Source organism: Gordonia sp. 135, from assembly GCF_009720185.1.
GTDB classification, from domain to species: Bacteria; Actinomycetota; Actinomycetes; order Mycobacteriales; family Mycobacteriaceae; genus Gordonia; species Gordonia alkanivorans.
In genome coordinates this window covers 4,400,738-4,421,050 of sequence record NZ_CP046257.1, presented here as the reverse complement: position 1 = coordinate 4,421,050, position 20,313 = coordinate 4,400,738, and the positions used below count along the sequence as shown (strand labels likewise).

The window sequence follows — 20,313 nt, the reverse complement described above, 5'->3', positions numbered from 1 at the left end:
CGCGTCGTGCTGCGGCCAGGTGGCCCTGCTTCGAGAAATGGCAGTTCAGAGGCGTGGTTTCGGCGATCTGATCGGCTGGTAGCCAGTCAGCTCGAGCAGGAGATCCCCGACGGGAATCCCTGAACCCGATTCACGTGTGCGATGTGGAGGAGCCAGGGTTTCGACTCCGTCGCAGCGGGCAACCGACGACCATGACCGATCAGGAGAACTCCCCGCACGAAGCGAAGACCATTCCCTACCCGGGTGAGACCGGCGATATGCCCGATCGTCCGCGCGACGAGATGACCGAGTACCGCGGCCGTGATCTGCTCGCGGGTAAGACTGCGCTGATCACCGGTGGCGACTCGGGTATCGGCCGAGCGACCGCCATCGCGTTCGCCAAGGAGGGCGCCGACGTCGCGATCGCCTATCTCGAAGAGGACGAGGATGCGCGGCACACCGTCGAACTCATCGAGGCCGAAGGACGCAAGGCGCGGGCGTACCGCGGGGATCTGGGTGACCCGGGACATTGTGCCGAGGTCGTCGAGCGAACCGTTTCCGAACTCGGCGGCCTGAACATCCTGGTGAACAACGTCGCCTACCAGCAGGTGGTCGACGACTTCCTGGAGGTCGACCCCGAACAGTGGTATCGCACGTTCGACGTGAACATCCACAGCTTCTTCCACACCACCCGCGCCGCCGTGCCTCATCTGACCGGTGGCGGCGTCATCATCAACACCTCGTCGATCAACGGCTTGCGCGGCAACGACAGCCTCATCGACTACTCGGCGACCAAGGGTGCGGTCCTGGCGTTGACGTACTCCCTCGCACAGTCGCTGATGGAGAGGAAGATTCGCGTCAACTGCGTCGCGCCCGGACCGGTGTGGACCCCGCTGATCCCGGCGACGATGCCGGCTGACGCCGTCAAGGACTTCGGGACCCAGGCGCCGATGGGTCGCGCCGCACAGCCCGACGAGATAGCCCCGTCGTATGTCTTCTTCGCGGCCGATCAGCTGTCGTCGTATTACACGGGTGAGGTGCTGGCTCCGATCGGTGGCGAAACGCTCCCCGGCTGAGGAGGTTCGTCGTCAGCGAGCGGTTCGAACGGGAGGAAGGCTCGTTGTAGTTGGCCTACCGCGAGGAACATCGTCGTTCGCGGTGTCCCCTGACCGCCCATGATGTTGTCGTTGCGTGCACGCACCACCGCCGGGACGGGTCGAATGTTAGGTTGCGTAACGATGTCGGTTCCGTCTGTTCCCCGTTCCGCCGCGATCGCGCGGTCCAGGTGATTTCGTCGCGCACGACGCGCCCCCACGAGACGAACGAACGGACCACCGCCGGCGTGATCATCACCGCCGTCGGCGTGATGCTGGTGGCGGCGAACCTCCGTCCCGCCGTGGTGTCGGTGGGGCCGCTGATCGGGACCATCTCCGCCGACGCCGGATTCAGCAGCGCGGTGGCGGGTCTGCTCACCGCGCTGCCCGTCCTGTTCTTCGGCATCTCGGCCCCCGTCGCGCCGCGGCTGGCGAACCGGTTCGGCATCGAACGGGTCATCTTCGGCGCCCTGCTCGTGCTGATCCTCGGCATCGTCGTGCGCCTTGTGCCGTCGTCGATCGCCCTGTTCCTCGGGTCTGCGGTCATCGGCGCTGCCATCGGCACATGCAACGTCGTCCTGCCGGCACTCATCAAGAGGGACTTCGCGCATCGGTCGGGGTTGATGACCGGCTTCTACTCGATGACGCTCTCCGGCGGTGCAGCGGTCGCCTCGGGGGTGAGCGTCCCGATCAACGATGCGCTGGGCGGGGATTGGCGTCTCGCGCTCGCTTCCTGGGGACTTCTCACGCTGGTCGCGGTGGTCGTGTGGGTCCCGCAGCTGTCGTACGTGCACCGGGTGACCGCGGCGACCCCGACGTCGTCGTTGTTGCGGAATCCGATCGCGTGGGCGGTGACCGTCTTCATGGGCACGCAGTCGCTGATCTTCTACACCTTCGTGGCGTGGTTGCCGCAGTATCTGGTCGACGAGAACGGGATGACGCCGGTGGGGGCGGGTGCCGTCGTCGCGTCCGCACAGGTGGTGGCCCTCATCATGTCCTTGGTCGCGCCGATCGTCGCCGGACGGTTCGACGACCAGCGCGCGGTCACCTTCGTGGTGCTCGCCGTCTGTGCGATCGGCTTCATCGGACTGATCGCCACCGACGTGTGGCCGGGGTTCTGGGCGGCGTGCGTGATGGTCGGTCCGGGCGCTTCCATCAGCCTGTCCCTGCTCTTCATGGTTCTTCGCAGCACGGGATCGAAGCAGACCGGCCAGGTGTCCGGGATGGCGCAGTCGGTGGGCTACCTCGCGGCCGCGGTCGGGCCGATCCTGATCGGCCTGATCAATGACATGACCGGTTCGTGGACGGTGGCGATGGCCGTGCTCTCACTTGCCCTGGTGCCGCAGGCCGTCGCAGCCCTCGGCGCGGCCAGGAACGTCAAGATGACGTCCTGAGACGAAGGTGGAGAATCATCTCACGCCGGTGAACGCCGGCGGCTACGCTGTGGCGCATGCATTGCGTGGTCGTTGGTGGGGGACTCGCCGGTCTGGCGTCGGCGGTATGGCTCGCGGAGGCGGGGCAACGGGTGACGCTGCTCGAGCGGCGCGGTTCACTCGGTGGTCGGACCATCTCGATGCCGCTCGCCGCGGTGGACGACGTGCCCGACAACGGCCAGCACGTCTTTGCCAGCGGATACGAGCACCTCATGCGGTACCTCGAGAGTGTCGGTACACGCGAACATGTCGAATTCCCCGGCCACATGACCATGCGGATGCGGGGCGGCGCCACCCGGAGGTCGGCTTTCGGCGGACTGACCGGCCTGCGAGCGGCGCTCGGCGACCTCCCCGGCGTCACCGGGCTCGACCGACTTCGTACCGCCCTCGCCCAGGCCCGGCTGATCCGGCACGCGTTCCGGCAACCCGAATGGCTCGACGAGGTGACCGCCGACGAGTGGTTCCGTCGCATCGTCATGCCGCAGTCGGCGCGCGATGCACTCTGGGACGGCATCGTCATCGGCCTCACCGGCGACAAGACCGAGATCTCGTCGGCGAAGGTTCCGGCCGACCTGCTCGTGACCGGTGCTCGCCGTGCGATCGCGACGCGCACGCCGGTCTCCATCGGATTCCCGACCGTGGACCTCGACACCCTCTTCATCGCCGGAGCGGAAAAGCGTTTCGCCGACGCGGGCGTGGACGTCCGGCATCGCGCCGTGGTCTCGTCGATCGACGTCACCGACCGCGCCGTCACCGGGGTGACGCTCGCCGACGGGGAGAAGGTCGCGGCCGACGCCGTCATCTGCGCGGTGCCCGTGTGGAGCGTGAAGGGACTGCTCGATCAGGTCCCGGGACACGAGCGGATCTATGAAGCCGTCGATAACCTCACCCCCGTACCGATCGTGAGCGTCAACCTCTACCTCGACCGATCGATCGGGATGACCGACTGGGGCGAGATCCTTCATGGCGGAGAGGGAGTGCTGGAACAGGTCTGGGACCGCCAGCGCATGCACGGGCGGGAGCCGAAAGACAATTGGTTCTACTCGACGACGGTGTCGGCGTCGTATGACCTGATCGGCAAGACCAACGCCGAGATCACCGACATCCAGATGGACATGCTGCGCAAGTACTACCCGCAGGCCGCGGACGCACAAGTGATCCACAGCCACGTCGTCCGGATGTCCAAGTCGACGTTCGCCCAGCGCCCCGGGACCGCGGGAATCCGCCCGGACCAGCGCACCGCTGTCGACGGCCTGGCCCTCGCCGGCGACTGGACCAGGACCGACTGGACCACCACGATGGAGGGCGCCTGCCAGAGCGCATCGCGTGCCGTCGACGTGATCCTGGAGTACGCGAACTCCGAACGCTGAGTAAGTTCGTTCCATGCCGACGACTTCGTCTGTCTTCCACATCGGTGGCCCCGAGGTCATGCTGCGGATCAGTGGGCGCGCCGTGTCCGCCGAACGCGGCGAGGCCCGCATCGAGACCGGGCCGTGGCTCGCCGACCCCGCCGCCGGCGTCAACCGGGCGGCGCTTGCCGTCGCCCTCGACGACGTGACCGGATACGTGGTCGATGCGGGCAGCCCCGACGGACGCTGGCCGGTGTCCCTCGGAATCCGCATGGACTTCGTCGCCGACCCGCCCCTCGACGGGACGCCGTTGACCGTCACCGGCGAGATCGTCGCGCGTGACGAGCGGGGTGCGATGACCACGGGAACGGTGTCCGATCCGTCCGGTCGCCCGCTCGCGACGGTCGTCCAGCGCTCGCATCTCGTCGACGCCCCGACGGTCCCGGGGGCACATGCGACTGCCGAGGTCCTCGACGCGCCTGTGAGTCCGGTGCGCGAGCAGTTGGGTCTCGTGTCCACCGCCGCCGACGTGCTCACCATGGCCCCGACGGCCCTGTCGGCCAACGGCATGGGCAGCGTGCACGGTGGAATCCTCATCTGCGCTTCCGAACTCGCCGCGATGTCCTCGGTCGAGGCGAACGGGCAGCTGCGCACCACCAGCATCGACATCACCTACGTGCGTCCGTGCAATGCCGCCGACACCACCACGTTCACCTCGGAGACCCTGCATCGCGGACGAAGTCTCTCGGTCGTCCGGGTCGTGTCGGCGAATTCGTCGGGCAAGCCCTCGTCGATCGCGACCGTGGTCCTGCAACACGTCTGAGATACACCCCCCAACTCGGGGTTTCGCAAGCGGCATACCAGCATGGTTGCGGGGGACCGCATTTCCCTGGCAAGGTGCACTCATACGGCCTGATCAGGCGCGTGCAGCTGATCGCGCGCCCCGTGCAGCCGTACCGTCTCGCGGTCCGCCGTCCTGTGATGCGGACTCGCGCACAACACAATCACCTTGCCTGCCGCCGGATGTTTGTGCCCGAGCGGCCTGCCGGATGAGGGAAAGGATCGAATCGATCGTGGTAACTCAAACAGCAAACCAGAACACTCAGATCACAAAAACCGAAATCCCGAAGAACGGCGATCAGGCGCGCGGCGTCGACGTGTACCGGACCCGTCTCGCCCACCGCAGCCAGATCGAACCGCGCCCTCACAACACCGTGTGGGGCAGCATGGGGAACCCGGGACCGTTGTCGGCCCCCGAGCTGCGTCATTACGCCGACCGCGGGTACCACACCGAGAACAAGGTCCTGTCGGCCGCGGATATCGACGCATGCCTCCGCGAGGTCTCCGACATCACCGACCGTCTCGGGGAGGACGACCGGGTGATCCGCGAATCCTCCAGCGGAGACGTACGTTCGCTGTTCGCGGTTCACAAGCTCAGCGACCTCATCGCCGAGATCTGCGATCGTGATGCGATTCGCGGTGTCGCAGAACAGATCCTGGACGACGAGGTTACGATCCACCAGAGTCGGATCAACCTGAAGCCGGGCTTCGCCGGAGGACCTTTCTACTGGCACTCCGACTTCGAGACCTGGCACGCCGAGGACGGGATGCCGGCACCACGAGCACTCAGCGTCTCGCTGGCGCTCACCCCGAACCTGTCCACCAACGGCCCGTTGATGATCATCCCCGGGTCGCATCGCCGCTTCGTCAGCTGCGTCGGCGCGACTCCCGATGGTTACCACCGGGAATCACTGACCTCGTACCGGCCGCCGTTCGGCACGCCGGAAGAGGAGGATGTCGCAACCCTCGCCGACGAGCTCGGGATCGACACGATCACCGGACCGGCGGGTTCGGCGCTCTACTTCGACTCCAACTGCCTGCACGCCTCGGCCGGCAACATCACGCCGTACCCGCGGAGCAACCTCTTCGTCGTGTTCAACGCGAAGGCGAATGCCCTGCAGGAACCGTTCGGCGGCACCGCACCACGGCCGGACCACCTCGCGCACAGGTGACCTGAACACAGTGCGGGATCAGTGCCGGAAAACGGCACTGATCCCGCACTCTGTCTGTTGGGGGCGTCAGAATCCCGCCGACGATCCCAGCTCCGGGGCGGGTCCGGCGAAGTAGTGCTCACCGTCGAACCGGGCCGGGAGGCCGGCAGCGAGGTACGTGCCGATGCCCGGTTGGTACAGCTCGGTGAACAGCGGATTCTGCTGCAGCACACCTGATTCGACGACCTCGTCGAATGTTCGATAGCGCTCCGACAACACCGCGCTCTTCGACAGGGCCTCGTCGACCTCGGCGGCGGAGTGGCGTGCGAACCACGCGGCGAACAGTGGGGTGAGGACCCCACGATGGATGTACCGGTCGGCTTCGGTGGTGAAGTCGGCACCGAGGGCCTTCTCGATCGCCGCCACCGCGTCGCCGGTCTCGGTCATCGCGACCAGGTCCCGGAAGTGACGCGGGGTGAGGGCGACGAGCATGAACCGGCCGCCGTCGGCAGTGACGAAATCCGTTCCGTACGTGCCGTAGACGTCGTTCCCGGTCGCCGGCCGGCTGCCGACGCCGAGTTGCGGTTCGGTGAGGTAGCCGAGCGTTCCCGCGATCGCCAGGGCGGTGTCCTCCAGCGGCAGCGTGATCTGGGCGCCGGCGCCGGTCTGATCGCGGCGTCGGACGGCGGCGGTGATCGCAAGTGCTGCATACAAGCCGCAGGCGACATCCCACGCGGGCAGGGCATGGTTGACCACACCCGCGTAGTCGGTGGGACCGGTGATCGCCGGGAAACCCAGCGCCGCGTTGACCGTGTAGTCGACGCCGGGCGTGCCGTCGGTACGACCGAGGAGTTCCAGGGAGATGACGTCGGATCGCTTGGCCGAGAGGGTTTCGTGACTCATCCACGCCCGGCCACCGGCGTTGGTGACGAGGATGCCGCCACCGGGACCGCTCTCGGTGACGAGGTCCTGGATCAGCTTCTGTCCCTCGGGTTCCCGGAAGTTCGCGGTCACCGACTTCTTGCCGCGGTTGAGGCCGGTCCAGTAGATGGAGTTGCCGTCGTCGGTGACCGGCCAGCGGTTGGTGTCGGCCGCGCCGCCGATGGGGTCGACGCGGATCACCTCGGCGCCGAGCTGCGACAGTGTCAGACCGCACAGAGGTGATGCGACAAAGCTCGACACCTCCACGATGCGGAGACCCTTGAGGGGGCGGGTGTTGGTGCTCATGGGCGAAAGATCCTCCGGAAAGTGTGTTTCGGGTCAGGCCATCAGGACGTGGTAGCGCCAGTCGAGGACGTCGCGGTCCTCGGCTGACTGGTCGTCACCGTCGCCATGGGCGACGACCTTCGACCGGAGCCGCAGGACTCCACCGCCTCCGGCCAGCGGCGTCGCTTCCTCGACGTGGATCTCCGAACTCAGGGTGTCGCCCTCCCGGACGGGTCCGGTGTGATCGCAGGAGTCCCACGCCACCACTGTGACCAGGTTCGGCAGCGCCCGATTGGCCTGTGACAGAGCGAGTCCGATGGTGTGGCCGCCGTAGACCAGGCGTCCGCCGGCCGCCTTGCCGGCCACTCGCTCGTCGTGGTGGGTGGCCGCGATGTTCAGCGACAGGCGAGCGAGTTCCGGTGCGCTGGAGACGACGTCGGAGCTCGAACGGTAGACGCGTCCGGCCAGGTCGGGGGAGAAGTGCTGGCCGCCGACCGATGACCGGAAGGTGGCCAGATCCCAGCCGGGCAACGCCGGTTCGGCGTCGTCGCCGGGCCCGACGGTGCTCAGATCGTCGGCGTGCACGGTGCGGCCGGGGTCGGCATCCGGGGACAGCGGCAGCATCGCGCAGCGGTAGAAGTCGAGGACCGTCGCGCCGTTCTGGTCGGTGGTGATCATGTGCAGCGCGGCCAGACCGGTCGGGGCGCGGCCGGGCTTGGACTTGTTCTCCCGTAGCCCGACGACCTCGGTCACGGTGGTGAGCGTGTCGCCGATCTTCGGGTAGCTCAGGAAACGCAGCCCGCGGTAGAAGAGGTTGGCCTTGACATGGTGGGTGGCCAGCGTCGACTGCCCGATCGCGACGTCGGTGACGAGTCCGGGATGTGCGAGTGTGCCCTCGCCCAGGACGCGGCCCGCCAGATGTGCGTCCAGCGAAAGCCTCAGTCGGTCACCGAGAATCGCCTGATGGGAGGCGGCGAGACCGGAGGTGAGCGTCAGGGACGGAGCGTCGTCGAAGACCTGTCCGTGCGTCAGTTCGTCGAAGTAGGGTCCGCCGACGGCGATGGCTTCACTCATCGACTGCTCCCTTCGCGAGGACGCGGCGAGCGGAGACGGCAAGCGCCTCGTCGAGCATCCGGCCGTCGAGTTCGGCGGCACCGGCACCTGCGGCCGCAGCCTTCTCCAGCGCCTCGAGCACGCGTCGCGCATCCTCGATGGCGTCCGCGTCCGGGGTGAAGATCTCGATGGCGCTTGCCAACTGGGCCGGGTGGATCACCCAGGTGCCGTCGAAGCCGAGGTCGCGGACCCAACGCTTCGCGTCGCGGAAGGTGTCGTCGTCGGCGATGGTCAGGTGCGGGCCGTCGATCACGTCGACGCCGGCGGCGCGGGCGGCCAGCAGCACCGAGTCCTGAACCACGTGCCAGGTCTGCATCGGCAGGCCCGACGACCGGCCGAGTGACGCGCCGAGATCGGCGTAACCGATGAGGACGGCGTCGAGGCGGTCGGTTGCCCCGCAGATCGCTCCGGCATCGCGAATCCCGCGCGGGGTCTCGAGCAGGGCCTGGAGGCGGACAGCCGAATCGCCGAGCTGCTTGTCGGCCTCCTTCAGATCGTTCGGGGTGTCGGCCTTGGGGAGCACCACCGAGGTCAGGTTCGGCATCTGCGCGCACGCGGACAGGTCCTCCGCGGCCCACGGGGTGTCGATGGCGTTGATGCGCAGCGAGACCGCCCGATCGCCACCGAACTCGGCGACGAGTTCAGCAGCGGCCGCACGGGCCGAGTCCTTGTTGGCCGGGGTGACCGCGTCCTCGAGGTCGAGGACCACCTCGTCGGCGATGGAGGCCAGCGCCTTGCGTGCCTTGCGGTCGTCGGAGGCCGGAGCCACCAGAACGCCTCGTCTTCTCTGCACCATTGCTCCCAAATGATCGTGACAACCCGGCTGTCGGGTATCAAATGTGCGGCCAAAGTGTGCCGTCACGGTTGTATCAGACCTGGATGTCTGTTGGAAAGGTTGACATAGGTACGGCGGATAGACAAAATGGCCGTACAAATCAACCGGACCACGATGATCACAGGTGAGCCCCTCCATGAGCACGCTGTCAGCCGAAGAATCCTTCCTCGTCGAGACCGTTCGGTCCTTCGTCGACCGCGAGGTCAAGCCGACCGTGCAGGACGTCGAGCACGCCAATGAGTACCCCGAGAAGTGGATCGAGCAGATGAAGCAGATCGGGATCTACGGCCTGGCCGTGCCCGAGGAGTACGGCGGCTCGCCGGTGTCGATGCCCTGCTATGCGCGGGTGACCCAGGAACTCGCCCGGGGCTGGATGAGCCTCGCGGGAGCGATGGGCGGTCACACCGTTGTCGCCAAGCTGCTGACGCTGTTCGGCACCGAGGAGCAGAAGCAGAACTACCTGCCGCGGATGGCCACGGGCGAGATGCGGGCGACGATGGCGCTGACCGAGCCCGGCGGTGGTTCCGACCTGCAGGCGATGTCGACCGTGGCCAAGGAGGACGGCGACGAGCTGGTCATCAGTGGCGCGAAGACCTGGATCAGCAACGCGCGACGCTCCGGGCTCATCGCCCTGCTGTGCAAGACCGATCCGGCGGCACAGCCGCGGCATAAGGGCATCTCGATCGTCCTCGTCGAACACGGTCCCGGACTGACGGTCTCACGCGACCTGCCCAAGCTGGGCTACAAGGGCGTGGAGAGTTGTGAACTCTCCTTCGACGGGTACCGCGCACCCAAGTCGGCGATCCTCGGCACCGTGCCCGGCAAGGGTTTCGGACAGATGATGAAGGGGTTGGAGACCGGCCGCATCCAGGTCGCCTGTCGCGCACTGGGTGTGGCGACGGCCGCTCTCGAGGACTCGCTGGCCTACGCACAGCAGCGCGAATCCTTCGGCCAGCCGATCTGGAAACACCAGTCGATCGGCAACTACCTCGCCGACATGGCGACCAAGCTGACCGCGGCCCGCCAGCTCACCTGGCACGCGGCCGACCAGTACGACAAGGGCGAACGCTGCGACATGGAGGCCGGTATGGCCAAGCTGTACGCCTCCGAGGTCGCGATGGAGATCGCCCTCAACGCCGTTCGCATCCACGGCGGCTACGGTTACTCCACCGAGTTCGACGTCGAACGGTACTTCCGCGACGCACCGCTGATGATCGTCGGCGAGGGCACCAACGAGATCCAGCGCAACGTGATCGCCGCGCAGCTCGTGGCACGGGGCGGTATCTGACGGCGTCGTCTCGTCAGCGGAAGCGGTACTCGAACAGGGGAGTGGGATGAGCGAGGTCGGGCAGTCCGAGCCGGCGTACAAGGTGCTGGCCGCCGAACTGCGCTCGCACATCGCGCAGGGGCGCTACAAGGGCGGCGTCCGGCTGCCCACCGAGTCCGAGCTGTCGCAGGAGTACGGGCTGAGCAGGCAGACGGTGCGCCGGGCCTTCCTCGAACTGGTCACCGAGGGTTCGGTCTACCGCGTGCCCGGTCGAGGGACCTTCGCGACCGAGAACGCCGGTCAGTATCTTCGGCAGCTCGGTTCGATCGACGATCTGATGAACCTCTCGACCGACACCGAGATGCAGGTCCTCGAATCACCCTCGCGTCGAGTCGATCTCGAAGCGGCCGGGCGCCTGCGACTCGATACCGATGTTGTCTACCGGATCGTGTTCCAGCGATTCCACGACGGTGTGCCGTTCGTGGTCACCACCGTGTCGTGGCCCGAGTCGGTGGCCCGGCTGGTGATCGACGCGCCCGAGGTGAAGTCCGGGGCGACAAGCGATCACACGATGATCGGCCTGCTCGAACCCCACCTGCAGTATCCGATCGAGGAGTGCGCGCAGTCGATCACGGCCACCACCGCAGACGCTGACACCGCTCGGCGTCTCGGTTGTCCGGAGGGGCACGCCGTGCTGCGCGTCGACCGGCTCTACACCGACTCGCGGGGGCGGGCCGTCGAACTCGCGGTGAGCTACTTCCTCCCCGAGCACTACACGTATCGGGTGACGCTGCGCCGTAGCGGACTCTGAGGAAATGTCCGAAACACGAAGCGGCCCGGCAGTTCTCGTCGACTGCCGGGCCACTTCGCGCGGTGGGGAGGGTCAGTGCCCGGCACGCAACGGCTGCTCCTCGACGAGGCCCGAGGCCTTGCCCCTGGTGGGGATCAGCAGGGTGATCGCCACGCCGATGAAGGCTGCGGCGGCCGCGATCAGGAAGCACCAGGTGAATGTCGACTCGTCGGGAACCTCGGTGCCACCCAGCGAGATGGTTGCGCTGGCGAGGATGAGGGCCATGACGGCGGAGGCGACGGTGGTGCCCAGCGAGCGCATCAAGCCGTTCAGCCCGACGGCCGCGCCGGCCTCGGTGGGCGGCACCGAACCCATGATCAGGGTCGGCATGGCCGCGTAGCCGATGCCCACGCCGATGGCGCAGATGATCGAGGCCAGCATCAGCTTCCACGCCGCGTCCATGAGGAAGAAGGCGAAGATGTAGCCGATGCCGAGGATGCTCGCGCCGATGGCGAGGGTGAACTTGGCGCCGATCCGGTTGATCAGCAGACCCGACAGCGGGGCGAAGAACATCATCATCAGACCGCCGGGGGCCATCCACAGACCTGCGGCCAGGATCGACTGTCCCAGGCCGTATCCGGTCGCCTCGGGCAGACGGAAGAGCATCGGCAGGATGATCGACTGCGCCATCATGCCGAAGCCGATGGCGGCCGCCGCGATGTTCGTCAGCAGCACGGCGGGGCGGGCCGAGGTGCGGAGATCGACCAGCGGCTCCTTCTGGCGGAGTTCGAAGAATCCCCAGGCGACGAGAACGGCGATACCGCCGATGCCCAGGCCGAGAGTGCTGCCCGAGGTCCAGCCCCAGTCGTTGGCCTTCGACACCGCGATGAGGAAGGCGGAAAGACCTATGGCCAGGCCGATGGCGCCGGGGATGTCGAGACGTCCGCCGGCGGAGTTGTTCACGCGGGGGACCAGGACGAGGACGGCGATCACGATGAGCACGCCGAGCCCGGTGGCGACGTAGAAGAGGGCGTGCCAGTCCCAGGTCTCGACGATCCAGGCCGACAGCGGCAGGCCGATGGCGCCGCCGACGCCGAGGGTCGCCGACATCGCGGCCACGGCCATGGACGTGATGCGCGGCGGGGTGATCTCACGGATCAGGCTCATGCCGACCGGGATGAAGCCCATGGCCAGACCCTGGACGCCGCGACCGATGATCAGCGGGATCAGGGAGTCGCCGAGTGCGCAGAGCAGCGAACCCAGCGTGAGCAGTACGGCGCTGGCGAGCAGCACGCGCTGCTTGCCGAACATGTCGCCGAGGCGGCCGGCGATGGGCATCGCGACGGCTGCCGCGAGCAGGGTGGCGGTGATGACCCAGGAAGCGTTGCCGATCGAGGTCCCGAGGAGACGTGGCAGATCGGGCTGGATCGGGATGATCAGTGTCTGCATCAGCGAGGCGACGAGGCCGCCGAAGCAGAGCACCACGACGCTGCCGATGGCGCCCGCGGGTGCCTTGTCGGCCGCGACTGCGACCTGGTCGTCGGCAGGCGCCCGACCTTGTACGTGGCTCATTTTTGAGACCTCCTTCGAGGTATGCAGCATACATATGTAGCGTACATAGGCAAACCGGACAGTAGATTGTCCTGGTCGAATGTGATGGAGGAGTCATGCCCGAGGACCACACGCCGTGGCAATCGCCGGTACATCGTGACCTGGCGGCTGAATTGCTGCGCATGTCCCGGCGCCGAAGTCTCGTCCATCCGTCGGTGGGACTGGAGAAGTCGGCCTTCGCCATCCTGTGGGTTCTGTCCGACGGCCGGCCGCGCACGCTTCGTGAACTGACCGAGGAACTCGAACTCGAACAATCAACGGTCAACCGTCAGGTGAATGCCGCGATCAAGCACGGCTACCTCGAGCGCTTCGAGGTCGCGGACTCGGTCTCGAAGCTGATCCGCCCGACCGAGGAGGGCCGCGAGGCCTTCAAACGTGACGGATTGCTGCGGGCGCAGCGACTCGAGCAGGTCTTCGCCGACCTCGGGCCGGGCAGTCCGGAGGGGCTCCTCCACGAATTGCGGGCATTCAACGACGCCTATGAACGGACGCAGGACCGGCACGGTGCCGGCCGGCGTGACAAGAAGAGCGAACAGAGATTCAGGAGAGGGCTGATATGACCAGTGGGGGCGGCACGTACGCGGTGACCGGATCGGCGTCGGGGATGGGTGCGGCGGTTGCCGAATCCCTCCGGGCGGAGGGGCACACGGTGATCGGCGTCGATCTGCGGGATGCAGATGTCGTCGCCGACCTGTCGACCGCGGCCGGTCGGCGCGCGGCTGCCGACGAGGTCCTCGCCAAGGCGGGCGGCAAGCTCGACGGTGCGGTCCTCGCCGCCGGTATGGGGCCGAGTAAGGGGCGCGAGCGGATGATCACCGAGGTCAACGTCCTCGGCGTCACCGACCTGCTGACCGCCTGGCGTCCCGCTCTCGCCGCGGCCGACAAGGCGAAAGTCGTTGTTTTCGGCTCTAATTCGACGACCGTGACCCCGCTGGTGCCGCGCGGTGCGGTCCGGCGCCTCATCAACGGCGACACCGCGGGCGCGACCCGGCAGATCCTCCGGCGCCGCGGTGTCACCGCGCCGGTCGCGTACGCGGCGTCGAAGGTCGCGGTCACCCAGTGGGTCCGTTGGCAGGGCACCAAGCCGGAGTGGGCGGGCGAGGGCATCCGGGTCAACGTGATCGCACCCGGCCCGGTGATGACACCCCTGCTCCAGTCGCAGCTCGACAGCCCGCAGGCCAAGAGCGTGAAGTCGTTCCCGGTGCCCGTGCGCGAATACGGGACCCCGGAGCAACTCGCCGCGTGGGTGATGATCATGCTGTCCCCGGCCGCAGACTTCATGGCCGGCACTGTCATCACCGTCGACGGTGGGACCGAGGCCCTGATGCGTACCCGGGACTGGCCCAAGCCGCTGCCGGTGCGCGGGATGCCCAAGCTGCTGTGGAAGATGTACCGCGCACCGAAGGACGGGCAGGTAGCCCAGTACTGATCGCGGTGGTCAGTACTGGGCGGGAACCTACCCGGCTCGGGCTTCAGTCGGCCTGGTCGGCGGCGACGAGTTCGCGGAGTACACGCTCCGCGTTGCGGAAGGCCTCGAGAGCAGCTGGTACACCGACATATACGGCGGTCTGCAGGAGTGCTTCCTGGATCTCCTCGTCGGTGACCCCGTTGGCACGTGCACCGCGCACGTGCGTCGAGAACTCGGTCTGCCGGTTGAGGGCGGTCAGCATGACCAGGTTCAGCAGGCTCCGCGTTCGGCGGTCGAGGCCCTCGCGGGTCCAGATGCCGCCCCAGCAGTACTCGGTGACGAGATCCTGCATGGGCTGACCGAACTCGGTCACCGCCGACAGTGCCTTGTCCACGTAGGCGTCACCGAGGACGGTCTTGCGCATCGCCAGGCCGGCGTCGTAGAGCTCCGAATGTGGTGCGGTGGTCGAGGTCGTTGTCATGAGTAATCTCCTTGATCAAACGGTTGGGATGGGAAAAGCGTTGTCACAGAGCGGGACCCAGCTGAGTACCCGGCGGCGTCCGGGCGAGCACCCGTTCGATGTCCTGCGCGGTGTGACGGAGTTGTTCGGCGATCTCGGGAACCCGTTCCGGGGTCAGCCGATAGGCGGGGCCTCCCACCCAGATCGCGTAGGGCACGGTGCCGTTGACCCGAACCGGGCAGGCAACCGAGGCGGCCCCCGGCTCGAGCTCGTCGCGGGAGGACGCGTAACCCCGGTCCGCGGTCACCGCGAGTTCCTCGAGGAAGCCGTCAAGATCTCTCCCGCGTGAGGAATCCCGGAACTGCGGATCGGATTCGAGGTCCTGACGCACCGCCGCGGGATCACCGAGCGAGAGGAAGACCTTGCCGGTCGAGGTCGACCACGCCGGTTGCATGCGCGGCACCGCACGACGTCCGAGCCCGATGTTGTGCGGCGAGGCAGTCTGGGCGAGCACCATCACGGTGTTGGTGCCCTTGACCGCCTGGTCGAGTCCGCACGTTTCCATCGCCTGCGTGGCGAGCGTTTCCAGCAATCGGTTCACGTACGACAGCGCGGTGTCCCGGTCCGACGTCGGGCTGAGCATGAGCAGCACCGACAGGGACATGTGGAAGCGCTTCGTGTCCTCGTTGAGGACCACCCAGTCCTCGGCTGCCAGTGACAGCAGAATCCGGTGGCAGGTCGCCTTGGGGATGTCGGTGAGTCGGGCGACCCCGGACAGGCCGATGCCGTTCGGACTCGCGGCGACGGTCTGCAGGACGCGGAGAGTCTTCTGTACCAGCCCGGCATCGGCCACGGGTTCTCCTCAGATCGGTGTGATTGCAGGGGAAGCGGGAGTCGTAGGTGTCATTTGTATAGGGCAAACCGCCGATCGCGCAGGAAAGGACGGCTGAACGCTCGCTTGGCCGGGAGCTGACCCAGGTCGATGTCACCGACCACCAGCTCGTCACCACCGTTGTCCTCGGCCGTCGCCACCGTCTCCCCGTCGGGGCCGTAGATGGAGCTACCGCCGAAGTACTCCTTGGGTCCTTCGGCGCCGATGCGGTTGCTCGCCAGCACGTACATGCAGTTGAAGACCGCATGCGCCTTCAGCTCCAGGTCGAACGTCTCACGCGAGTACCCGTTGCCGGAGGCGATCGGGATGCCGAGCACGGTGGCGCCCTGTACGGCTGCGGTCCGGGCGAGTTCGGGGAAGTGCCGTTCGTAGCAGATGATCGTCGACACCGGGATACCGTCGGCGTCGACGACCTCGGGTGACTTGTCACCCGGACGGAAGTACGACTTCTCCGGGAAATTGAACGACAGCGGCAGATGCGACTTGCGGTAATCGAGGCGGCGTTCACCGCCGACGAAGACGGTCGCGGTGTTGTAGTAGACGCCGGCGGCCGCGGTCTTCTCGAAGATGGACGACACGATGGTCATCCCGTGCTCGCGCGACTTCTCCGCCACCATCGTGTTGCTGGGGCCGTCGAGCGGCTCACCGTAGACCAGGTAGTCGGGATCGACGGGCATGGGCGCCACGAAGGGGACCGAGAACAGTTCCGGCAGTTGCAGGACCTTGACCCCGCGGGCCGCCGCCTGGTCGATCAGATCGGCGACGACGGCGAGGTTGGCCTCCCGATCGGCGGTCGGCCGGAGCTGCAGGACGCCGGCGGTGACGATGCCGGGGGTGGTCTCTTCGGTGCGGGTCTTGTCGGGGGTGGTCATGCGGAAACCTTTGCGAGAGAACGGACAGTGTCAACAGGGATGGCGCCAAGCGGGAACATCACGGGCACTCGGACCCCGGCCGCGCGGTATTCGTCGATCATGTCGGCGGTCTGTGCGGTGGTGCCGTAGGCGGTGACGCGACGGACGAGGTCGTCGGGGACGAGCGGCATGGCCTTGCGGATGTCTTCCGGACGTGCCGGCCAGCCCGCGATCTCCTTGAGGCGGTCGACGAGTCCGGGTTCGACGCCGCAGTGGGAACCGATGTGCGGCTGCTGCATCAGGTACATGGTGAGGAACGCCTTGACCGCGTCCTTGGCATCTTCGGGGTTGGTGTCGTCGATCGAGCAGCAGATGATCTGGGTGATGTCGAGATCCTTGGTGAGCGTGCTGCGTTCGCGTCCGCGCTGCAGCGCGTTCACCGCCTCTCGGGTGTAGCTCGTCGGCATCAGGAAGTCGAGGTAGACGCCGTCGGCGAGCTCTCCGGACAGTTCGAGCATCTTCGGGCCGACCGGACCGGTGTAGATGGGAATGTCGACCGGCCGGTTCTCGGCGTACATCCGGTCGAAGCGGATCTTGTCCATCGAGAAGTGCTCGCCCTGGAGCGTCACCTCCTCGTTGGCGAAGAGCGACCGGCAGATCGAGATGAACTCGCGCATCGTGCCCAGCGGCTTGCGGATGGGGGCACCGACCTTCGAAGCGATCGGCTCCCACCAGGCGCCGACGCCGAGAATGATTCGGCCGGGCGCGATCTCGTCGAGCGTCTTGAACGTGACCGCAGTGAGCGCCGGATTGCGGGTCTTGTTGTTGATGACACCCGAACCGATCCGGACCTGATGGGTGCGGTCGGCGAGCAGGGACATGATGCTGATCGCGTCCCGGGTCAAGCGGCCTTCGGCCACCCACAGGCTGTCGAAGCCTGCTTCGTCGGCGACGTCGGCGATGGCCTTCGTCTCGTCCAGAGTGAAACGTTCACCGAGGTGAACTCCAAGGGGAATGGTCACATCACACCTCACAGTCGATGGGTCGGAATGATTCGGATCGGTTGGCGGGGAGAGGAATCGGTGCTCGTTCGCTCAGCGACGTCCGCGATTGGTAGCGACCGTGCCCGTACATCTCCACCAGTTCGCCGTCGCGGACGATCTGCTCTCCGCGCGAGAAGACTTGGCGCGGAGCTCCGCTGACCGACATGCCCTCGTAGAGGGTGTATCCGGCCCGGGACCGGTGTCGGTCGGCCGAGATGGTGTGCTCGGCCTGCGGATCCCAGATGACCACGTCGGCATCGGAACCGGGCGCGATGGTGCCCTTGCGGGGGTAGAGACCGAACGTTTTGGCCGGGTTGGTCGACGTCATGTCGACGAATCGGTTCAGGTCGAAACGTCCTCGCGCGACCCCCTGTTCGTAGAGAACCATGAGGCGTTCCTCGGCCCCCCGGGACTCCCGGCGGCACGTTCGGGAAGTAGCCGCGCCCCTGTGGTTTCTGCGGAGGCAGGTCCTCGGGCTGGTCCATCGTGTAGGTCGCGTGATCGGTGCCGACCGATCCCAGGACTCCGGTGGCCAGGGCGTTCCACAGCGGCTCTTGGTGCCTGCTCTCCCGGATGGGAGGCGAGCAGATGTACTTGGCCGCCTCATAATCCGCGTGTGAGTAGTCCTCGTACCCGGTCACGAGATAGTGCGGGCACGTCTCGCCGAACACGGGGCGTCCGCGATTCTGCAGGGCCTGGATCTCGTTCACGCCGTCGGCCGAGGACACGTGGACGATGAACAGCGGTGTGTCCACCCACTCGGCGATGGTCGCCGCTCGGACGATCGCCTCGCGCTCGGCGGCGGCCGGATGGCCGTGCATGTGGTGGTGCTCCTCGGTCAGGCCCTGTTCGACGAGCGCCTCGACCGCAGCATTGACCATGTGACCGTTCTCGGCGTGCACCATGGGCAGGACGCCGAGTGCTCTGGCCTCGGTGAACCCGCGGATGAGCACATCGTCGGGCACCATCAGTCCGGTGTAGGCCATGAAGAACTTCCAGCTGGTGGCACCGAACTCCTCGGTCAGGTGCCGCAACTGATCGAACGAGTCGTCAGAGTTCGCTGTCGCCGGCACCATCAGGTGGAAACCGAAATCGATCATCGAACCTTGTTCCGCGGCTTGCCGGCGACGGTGGAAGGCGTCGATCAGGCTCTCGCCGGGGAGGCCGCGGACGAAGTCCACGAACGTCGTGGTTCCGCCGGCCGCCGACGCGGCGCTGCCGGTCTTGAAGTCGTCCGCGGTTCGGGTGGTGCCCTTGAGGTTGTGGTGCTCGAAATGTGTGTGTGTGTCGATGCCACCCGGCAGGATGTAGTGCCCCTCGGCATCGATGACGCGATCTGCGGTCCACCCGTCGTCGGTGCCCAAGGCGACGATCTTGCCGTCGGCGATCAGCACGTCGGCGCGGAAGGTGTCCGCAGCGGTCACCACGTGGCCGCCACGGATGATGAGACTCCCTGTCACCGAACCACTCCCACGGCTTCGTCGGCGTGGACGAGTGCCTCGTCGAGGATCGACAGCGCGAGGTCGATCTCGTCCGCGGTGATGATCAGTGGCGGGGCGAGTCGGATGACGCTGTCCTGGCGGCCGATCCACAGACCGCGTTCCTTGGCAGCCTTCACGACGGCGAGGCCGGGGGCGGACTGCTCGGGGGTTCCCTTGAACGGGATCAGCGGCGATCCGTCGGCCCCGACGAGATCGATACCCCACATCAGGCCGAGGCCCCGAATGCCGCCGACGCTGGGATGGCGTTGCGTCAGCTCCTCCAGCCCACGCTGCAGGCGCGCGCCCTGGGTAGCCGCGTTCTCCACCACGCCTTCGGATTTCATGATCTCGATGGACGCGACGGCGCTGCCGCAGGCGAGCGGATGACCGGCGTAGGTGAGTCCTGCCGGCAGGGCGATGTCGCGGAGGACGTCACGGATGTGTGCGCCCACGATCGTGGCACCGAGCGGAACGTAGCCGGAGTTGATGCCCTTGGCGGTGGTGAGGATGTCGGGCACGACGTCGAACTGCTCGATGCCGAACCAGGTACCGAGTCGGCCGAACCCGACCATCACCTCGTCGCAGATCAAGAGGATCCCGTGCCGATCGCACACCTCGCGAATGGATTTGAGGTAACCGGGCGGGGGAACGATGGGCCCGTTTGTGCCGGTGACGGTCTCCATGATCACCGCAGCGACGCTGCCGGGGTTCTCGTACTGGAGGACCTCTTCGAGATGAGCAGCGGAGTAGCGGGGGTCGTCCACGTTTCCCCCACCCGGTACATAAGGATCGAGCATGCGCACGACACCCGGCGTGGTCAGGGGTTCCAACCCCCAGCGTCGCGAATCGCCGGTCAGTGTCATCGCTCCGGCACTGGCACCGTGGTACGAGCGGTATCGGGCCACGACCTTGTGCCGGCCGGTCACCGCACGGGCGATGGCGATGGCGGCTTCGTTGGCCGCGGCGCCGCCCGTGGTGAAGAAGCTTGAGGTGAGGTTCCCGGGGGTGAGTGCGTCGAGTTCGAGAGCCAGCCGGCTGCGCGCCTCGTTGGCGAATGTGGGTCCGATGAAGCAGGACTTGCGGGCCTGCTCGGTGATCGCCTCGACCAGCCGCGGATGTTGGTGCCCGAGATTGAGATTCACGAGCTGTGACAGGAAGTCGAGGTACCTGTTGCCGTTGCTGTCGACGAACCAACAGCCGGCGGCGTCGACGACGGTGATCGGGTCCGGGCCCGACTGCTTCGACCACGAGGTGAGCACGTGGTCGCGGTGGGCGCGGGCGATCCAGTCCGTTCCTTTCTCCGTCGAGGGCGTGAGCGTGCCGTTGCTCGTCATGGGTTCCTCCAAAGTGGGATTTGGTTCATCCAGTGAACCGGTGTCTCAGTGGGATGTGAGCAGCTTCGCCTGGCTCGGTTTCGGCCTTGTTACACAGCCGTTTCCATTCCGTTCGGAGTGAACATCACTGCCGCGCAATTACTTCTGCGGATGCTCTGACCTGCTGCGACTGGCTC

General features: G+C 66.8%; 19 protein-coding genes and 1 pseudogene. 9 read left to right on the top strand and 11 right to left on the bottom strand.

The window, feature by feature from the left end:
• Positions 1–191 precede the first annotated feature (191 nt).
• The 5 genes from GKZ92_RS19995 to GKZ92_RS19975 all read left to right on the top strand — a co-directional run bounded on the left by GKZ92_RS19995 (position 192) and on the right by GKZ92_RS19975 (position 5,867).
• Positions 192–1,055 (top strand): SDR family oxidoreductase, encoded by an 864-nt coding sequence (locus tag GKZ92_RS19995; protein ID WP_006358170.1) that lies wholly within the window; start codon positions 192–194, stop codon positions 1,053–1,055.
• Positions 1,056–1,321: 266 nt separating this feature from the next.
• On the top strand, positions 1,322–2,467 hold the full coding sequence (locus GKZ92_RS19990; RefSeq protein ID WP_006358169.1) for a CynX/NimT family MFS transporter: 1,146 nt from the start codon (positions 1,322–1,324) through the stop codon (positions 2,465–2,467).
• Positions 2,468–2,523: 56 nt separating this feature from the next.
• Positions 2,524–3,876 (top strand): hydroxysqualene dehydroxylase, encoded by a 1,353-nt coding sequence (locus GKZ92_RS19985; RefSeq protein ID WP_155225538.1) that lies wholly within the window; start codon positions 2,524–2,526, stop codon positions 3,874–3,876.
• Positions 3,877–3,889: 13 nt separating this feature from the next.
• Positions 3,890–4,678 carry a PaaI family thioesterase gene (locus GKZ92_RS19980; protein WP_006358167.1) on the top strand — a complete coding sequence of 263 codons (789 nt, stop codon included), beginning with the start codon at positions 3,890–3,892 and terminating at the stop codon, positions 4,676–4,678.
• Between the two features lie 250 nt (positions 4,679–4,928).
• On the top strand, positions 4,929–5,867 hold the full coding sequence (locus GKZ92_RS19975) for a phytanoyl-CoA dioxygenase family protein (RefSeq protein ID WP_006358166.1): 939 nt from the start codon (positions 4,929–4,931) through the stop codon (positions 5,865–5,867).
• A 66-nt stretch (positions 5,868–5,933) separates the two neighbouring features.
• On the opposite strand, the gene GKZ92_RS19970 is transcribed toward GKZ92_RS19975, so the two are convergent.
• From GKZ92_RS19970 to GKZ92_RS19960, 3 genes are read right to left on the bottom strand one after another with little or no spacing between them, the layout of a single operon-like run.
• Positions 5,934–7,073, bottom strand: coding sequence for a CoA transferase (locus GKZ92_RS19970; RefSeq protein ID WP_006358165.1), 1,140 nt, complete (start codon positions 7,071–7,073; stop codon positions 5,934–5,936).
• 33 nt (positions 7,074–7,106) lie between these two features.
• Entirely contained in the window at positions 7,107–8,126 is a 1,020-nt protein-coding gene (locus tag GKZ92_RS19965) for a MaoC family dehydratase (RefSeq protein WP_006358164.1), read from the bottom strand.
• Positions 8,119–8,934 (bottom strand): HpcH/HpaI aldolase/citrate lyase family protein, encoded by an 816-nt coding sequence (locus tag GKZ92_RS19960; protein WP_081790077.1) that lies wholly within the window; start codon positions 8,932–8,934, stop codon positions 8,119–8,121. The genes GKZ92_RS19965 and GKZ92_RS19960 overlap by 8 nt, the downstream gene beginning before the upstream one ends.
• A gap of 202 nt (positions 8,935–9,136) precedes the next feature.
• On the opposite strand from GKZ92_RS19960, the gene GKZ92_RS19955 reads away from it, so the two are divergent.
• Both GKZ92_RS19955 and GKZ92_RS19950 read left to right on the top strand, forming a co-directional pair.
• Positions 9,137–10,288: an acyl-CoA dehydrogenase family protein gene (locus GKZ92_RS19955; protein WP_042375229.1), complete on the top strand. Its 1,152-nt coding sequence runs from the start codon at positions 9,137–9,139 to the stop codon at positions 10,286–10,288.
• Between the two features lie 46 nt (positions 10,289–10,334).
• Complete coding sequence (locus GKZ92_RS19950) at positions 10,335–11,078, top strand: GntR family transcriptional regulator (RefSeq protein WP_006358161.1); 744 nt, start codon at positions 10,335–10,337, stop codon at positions 11,076–11,078.
• A gap of 72 nt (positions 11,079–11,150) precedes the next feature.
• On the opposite strand, the gene GKZ92_RS19945 is transcribed toward GKZ92_RS19950, so the two are convergent.
• Positions 11,151–12,629 (bottom strand): MFS transporter, encoded by a 1,479-nt coding sequence (locus GKZ92_RS19945; protein ID WP_006358160.1) that lies wholly within the window; start codon positions 12,627–12,629, stop codon positions 11,151–11,153.
• Positions 12,630–12,724: 95 nt separating this feature from the next.
• Here GKZ92_RS19945 and GKZ92_RS19940 point away from each other — a divergent pair, with 95 nt between their 5' ends.
• Together GKZ92_RS19940 and GKZ92_RS19935 are read left to right on the top strand one after the other, a co-directional pair.
• Positions 12,725–13,228, top strand: coding sequence for a MarR family winged helix-turn-helix transcriptional regulator (locus GKZ92_RS19940; protein WP_006358159.1), 504 nt, complete (start codon positions 12,725–12,727; stop codon positions 13,226–13,228).
• Positions 13,225–14,097: an SDR family oxidoreductase gene (locus GKZ92_RS19935; protein ID WP_006358158.1), complete on the top strand. Its 873-nt coding sequence runs from the start codon at positions 13,225–13,227 to the stop codon at positions 14,095–14,097. Before GKZ92_RS19940 ends, GKZ92_RS19935 begins: the two co-directional genes overlap by 4 nt.
• Before the next feature lie 43 nt (positions 14,098–14,140).
• On the opposite strand, the gene GKZ92_RS19930 is transcribed toward GKZ92_RS19935, so the two are convergent.
• The 7 genes and pseudogenes from GKZ92_RS19930 to GKZ92_RS19905 form a co-directional block, all read right to left on the bottom strand.
• Positions 14,141–14,557, bottom strand: a complete 417-nt coding sequence (locus GKZ92_RS19930; protein WP_155225537.1) for a carboxymuconolactone decarboxylase family protein — start codon at positions 14,555–14,557, stop codon at positions 14,141–14,143.
• Positions 14,558–14,600: 43 nt separating this feature from the next.
• The gene (locus tag GKZ92_RS19925; protein ID WP_006358156.1) at positions 14,601–15,389 is read right to left on the bottom strand and encodes an IclR family transcriptional regulator; all 789 of its coding nucleotides are present in this window, start codon (positions 15,387–15,389) and stop codon (positions 14,601–14,603) included.
• Positions 15,390–15,439: 50 nt separating this feature from the next.
• The gene (locus GKZ92_RS19920; RefSeq protein ID WP_006358155.1) at positions 15,440–16,300 is read right to left on the bottom strand and encodes a carbon-nitrogen hydrolase family protein; all 861 of its coding nucleotides are present in this window, start codon (positions 16,298–16,300) and stop codon (positions 15,440–15,442) included.
• Positions 16,297–17,301, bottom strand: coding sequence for an LLM class flavin-dependent oxidoreductase (locus tag GKZ92_RS19915; RefSeq protein WP_006358154.1), 1,005 nt, complete (start codon positions 17,299–17,301; stop codon positions 16,297–16,299). The genes GKZ92_RS19920 and GKZ92_RS19915 overlap by 4 nt, the downstream gene beginning before the upstream one ends.
• Position 17,302: 1 nt before the next feature.
• On the bottom strand, positions 17,303–17,929 hold the full coding sequence (locus GKZ92_RS23880; protein WP_269320238.1) for an amidohydrolase family protein: 627 nt from the start codon (positions 17,927–17,929) through the stop codon (positions 17,303–17,305).
• Positions 17,877–18,716, bottom strand: a pseudogene (locus GKZ92_RS23875) (amidohydrolase family protein); the annotation flags it as partial. The gene GKZ92_RS23880 and the pseudogene GKZ92_RS23875, both read right to left, overlap by 53 nt.
• A gap of 62 nt (positions 18,717–18,778) precedes the next feature.
• The gene (locus tag GKZ92_RS19905) at positions 18,779–20,137 is read right to left on the bottom strand and encodes an aminotransferase class III-fold pyridoxal phosphate-dependent enzyme (protein ID WP_006358152.1); all 1,359 of its coding nucleotides are present in this window, start codon (positions 20,135–20,137) and stop codon (positions 18,779–18,781) included.
• Positions 20,138–20,313: the final 176 nt, after the last annotated feature.

Excerpts from the sequence above, each read along its gene's own strand:
- GKZ92_RS19995 (WP_006358170.1), top strand. The coding sequence starts at position 192 with ATGACCGATCAGGAGAACTCCCCGCACGAAGCGAAGACCATTCCCTAC.
- GKZ92_RS19985 (WP_155225538.1), top strand. The coding sequence starts at position 2,524 with ATGCATTGCGTGGTCGTTGGTGGGGGACTCGCCGGTCTGGCGTCGGCG.
- GKZ92_RS19980 (WP_006358167.1), top strand. The coding sequence starts at position 3,890 with ATGCCGACGACTTCGTCTGTCTTCCACATCGGTGGCCCCGAGGTCATG.
- GKZ92_RS19970 (WP_006358165.1), bottom strand. The coding sequence starts at position 7,073 with ATGAGCACCAACACCCGCCCCCTCAAGGGTCTCCGCATCGTGGAGGTG.
- GKZ92_RS19965 (WP_006358164.1), bottom strand. The coding sequence starts at position 8,126 with ATGAGTGAAGCCATCGCCGTCGGCGGACCCTACTTCGACGAACTGACG.
- GKZ92_RS19955 (WP_042375229.1), top strand. The coding sequence starts at position 9,137 with ATGAGCACGCTGTCAGCCGAAGAATCCTTCCTCGTCGAGACCGTTCGG.
- GKZ92_RS19950 (WP_006358161.1), top strand. The coding sequence starts at position 10,335 with ATGAGCGAGGTCGGGCAGTCCGAGCCGGCGTACAAGGTGCTGGCCGCC.
- GKZ92_RS19945 (WP_006358160.1), bottom strand. The coding sequence starts at position 12,629 with ATGAGCCACGTACAAGGTCGGGCGCCTGCCGACGACCAGGTCGCAGTC.
- GKZ92_RS19940 (WP_006358159.1), top strand. The coding sequence starts at position 12,725 with ATGCCCGAGGACCACACGCCGTGGCAATCGCCGGTACATCGTGACCTG.
- GKZ92_RS19935 (WP_006358158.1), top strand. The coding sequence starts at position 13,225 with ATGACCAGTGGGGGCGGCACGTACGCGGTGACCGGATCGGCGTCGGGG.
- GKZ92_RS19930 (WP_155225537.1), bottom strand. The coding sequence starts at position 14,557 with ATGACAACGACCTCGACCACCGCACCACATTCGGAGCTCTACGACGCC.
- GKZ92_RS19920 (WP_006358155.1), bottom strand. The coding sequence starts at position 16,300 with ATGACCACCCCCGACAAGACCCGCACCGAAGAGACCACCCCCGGCATC.
- GKZ92_RS23880 (WP_269320238.1), bottom strand. The coding sequence starts at position 17,929 with ATGAGGCGGCCAAGTACATCTGCTCGCCTCCCATCCGGGAGAGCAGGC.
- GKZ92_RS19905 (WP_006358152.1), bottom strand. The coding sequence starts at position 20,137 with ATGACGAGCAACGGCACGCTCACGCCCTCGACGGAGAAAGGAACGGAC.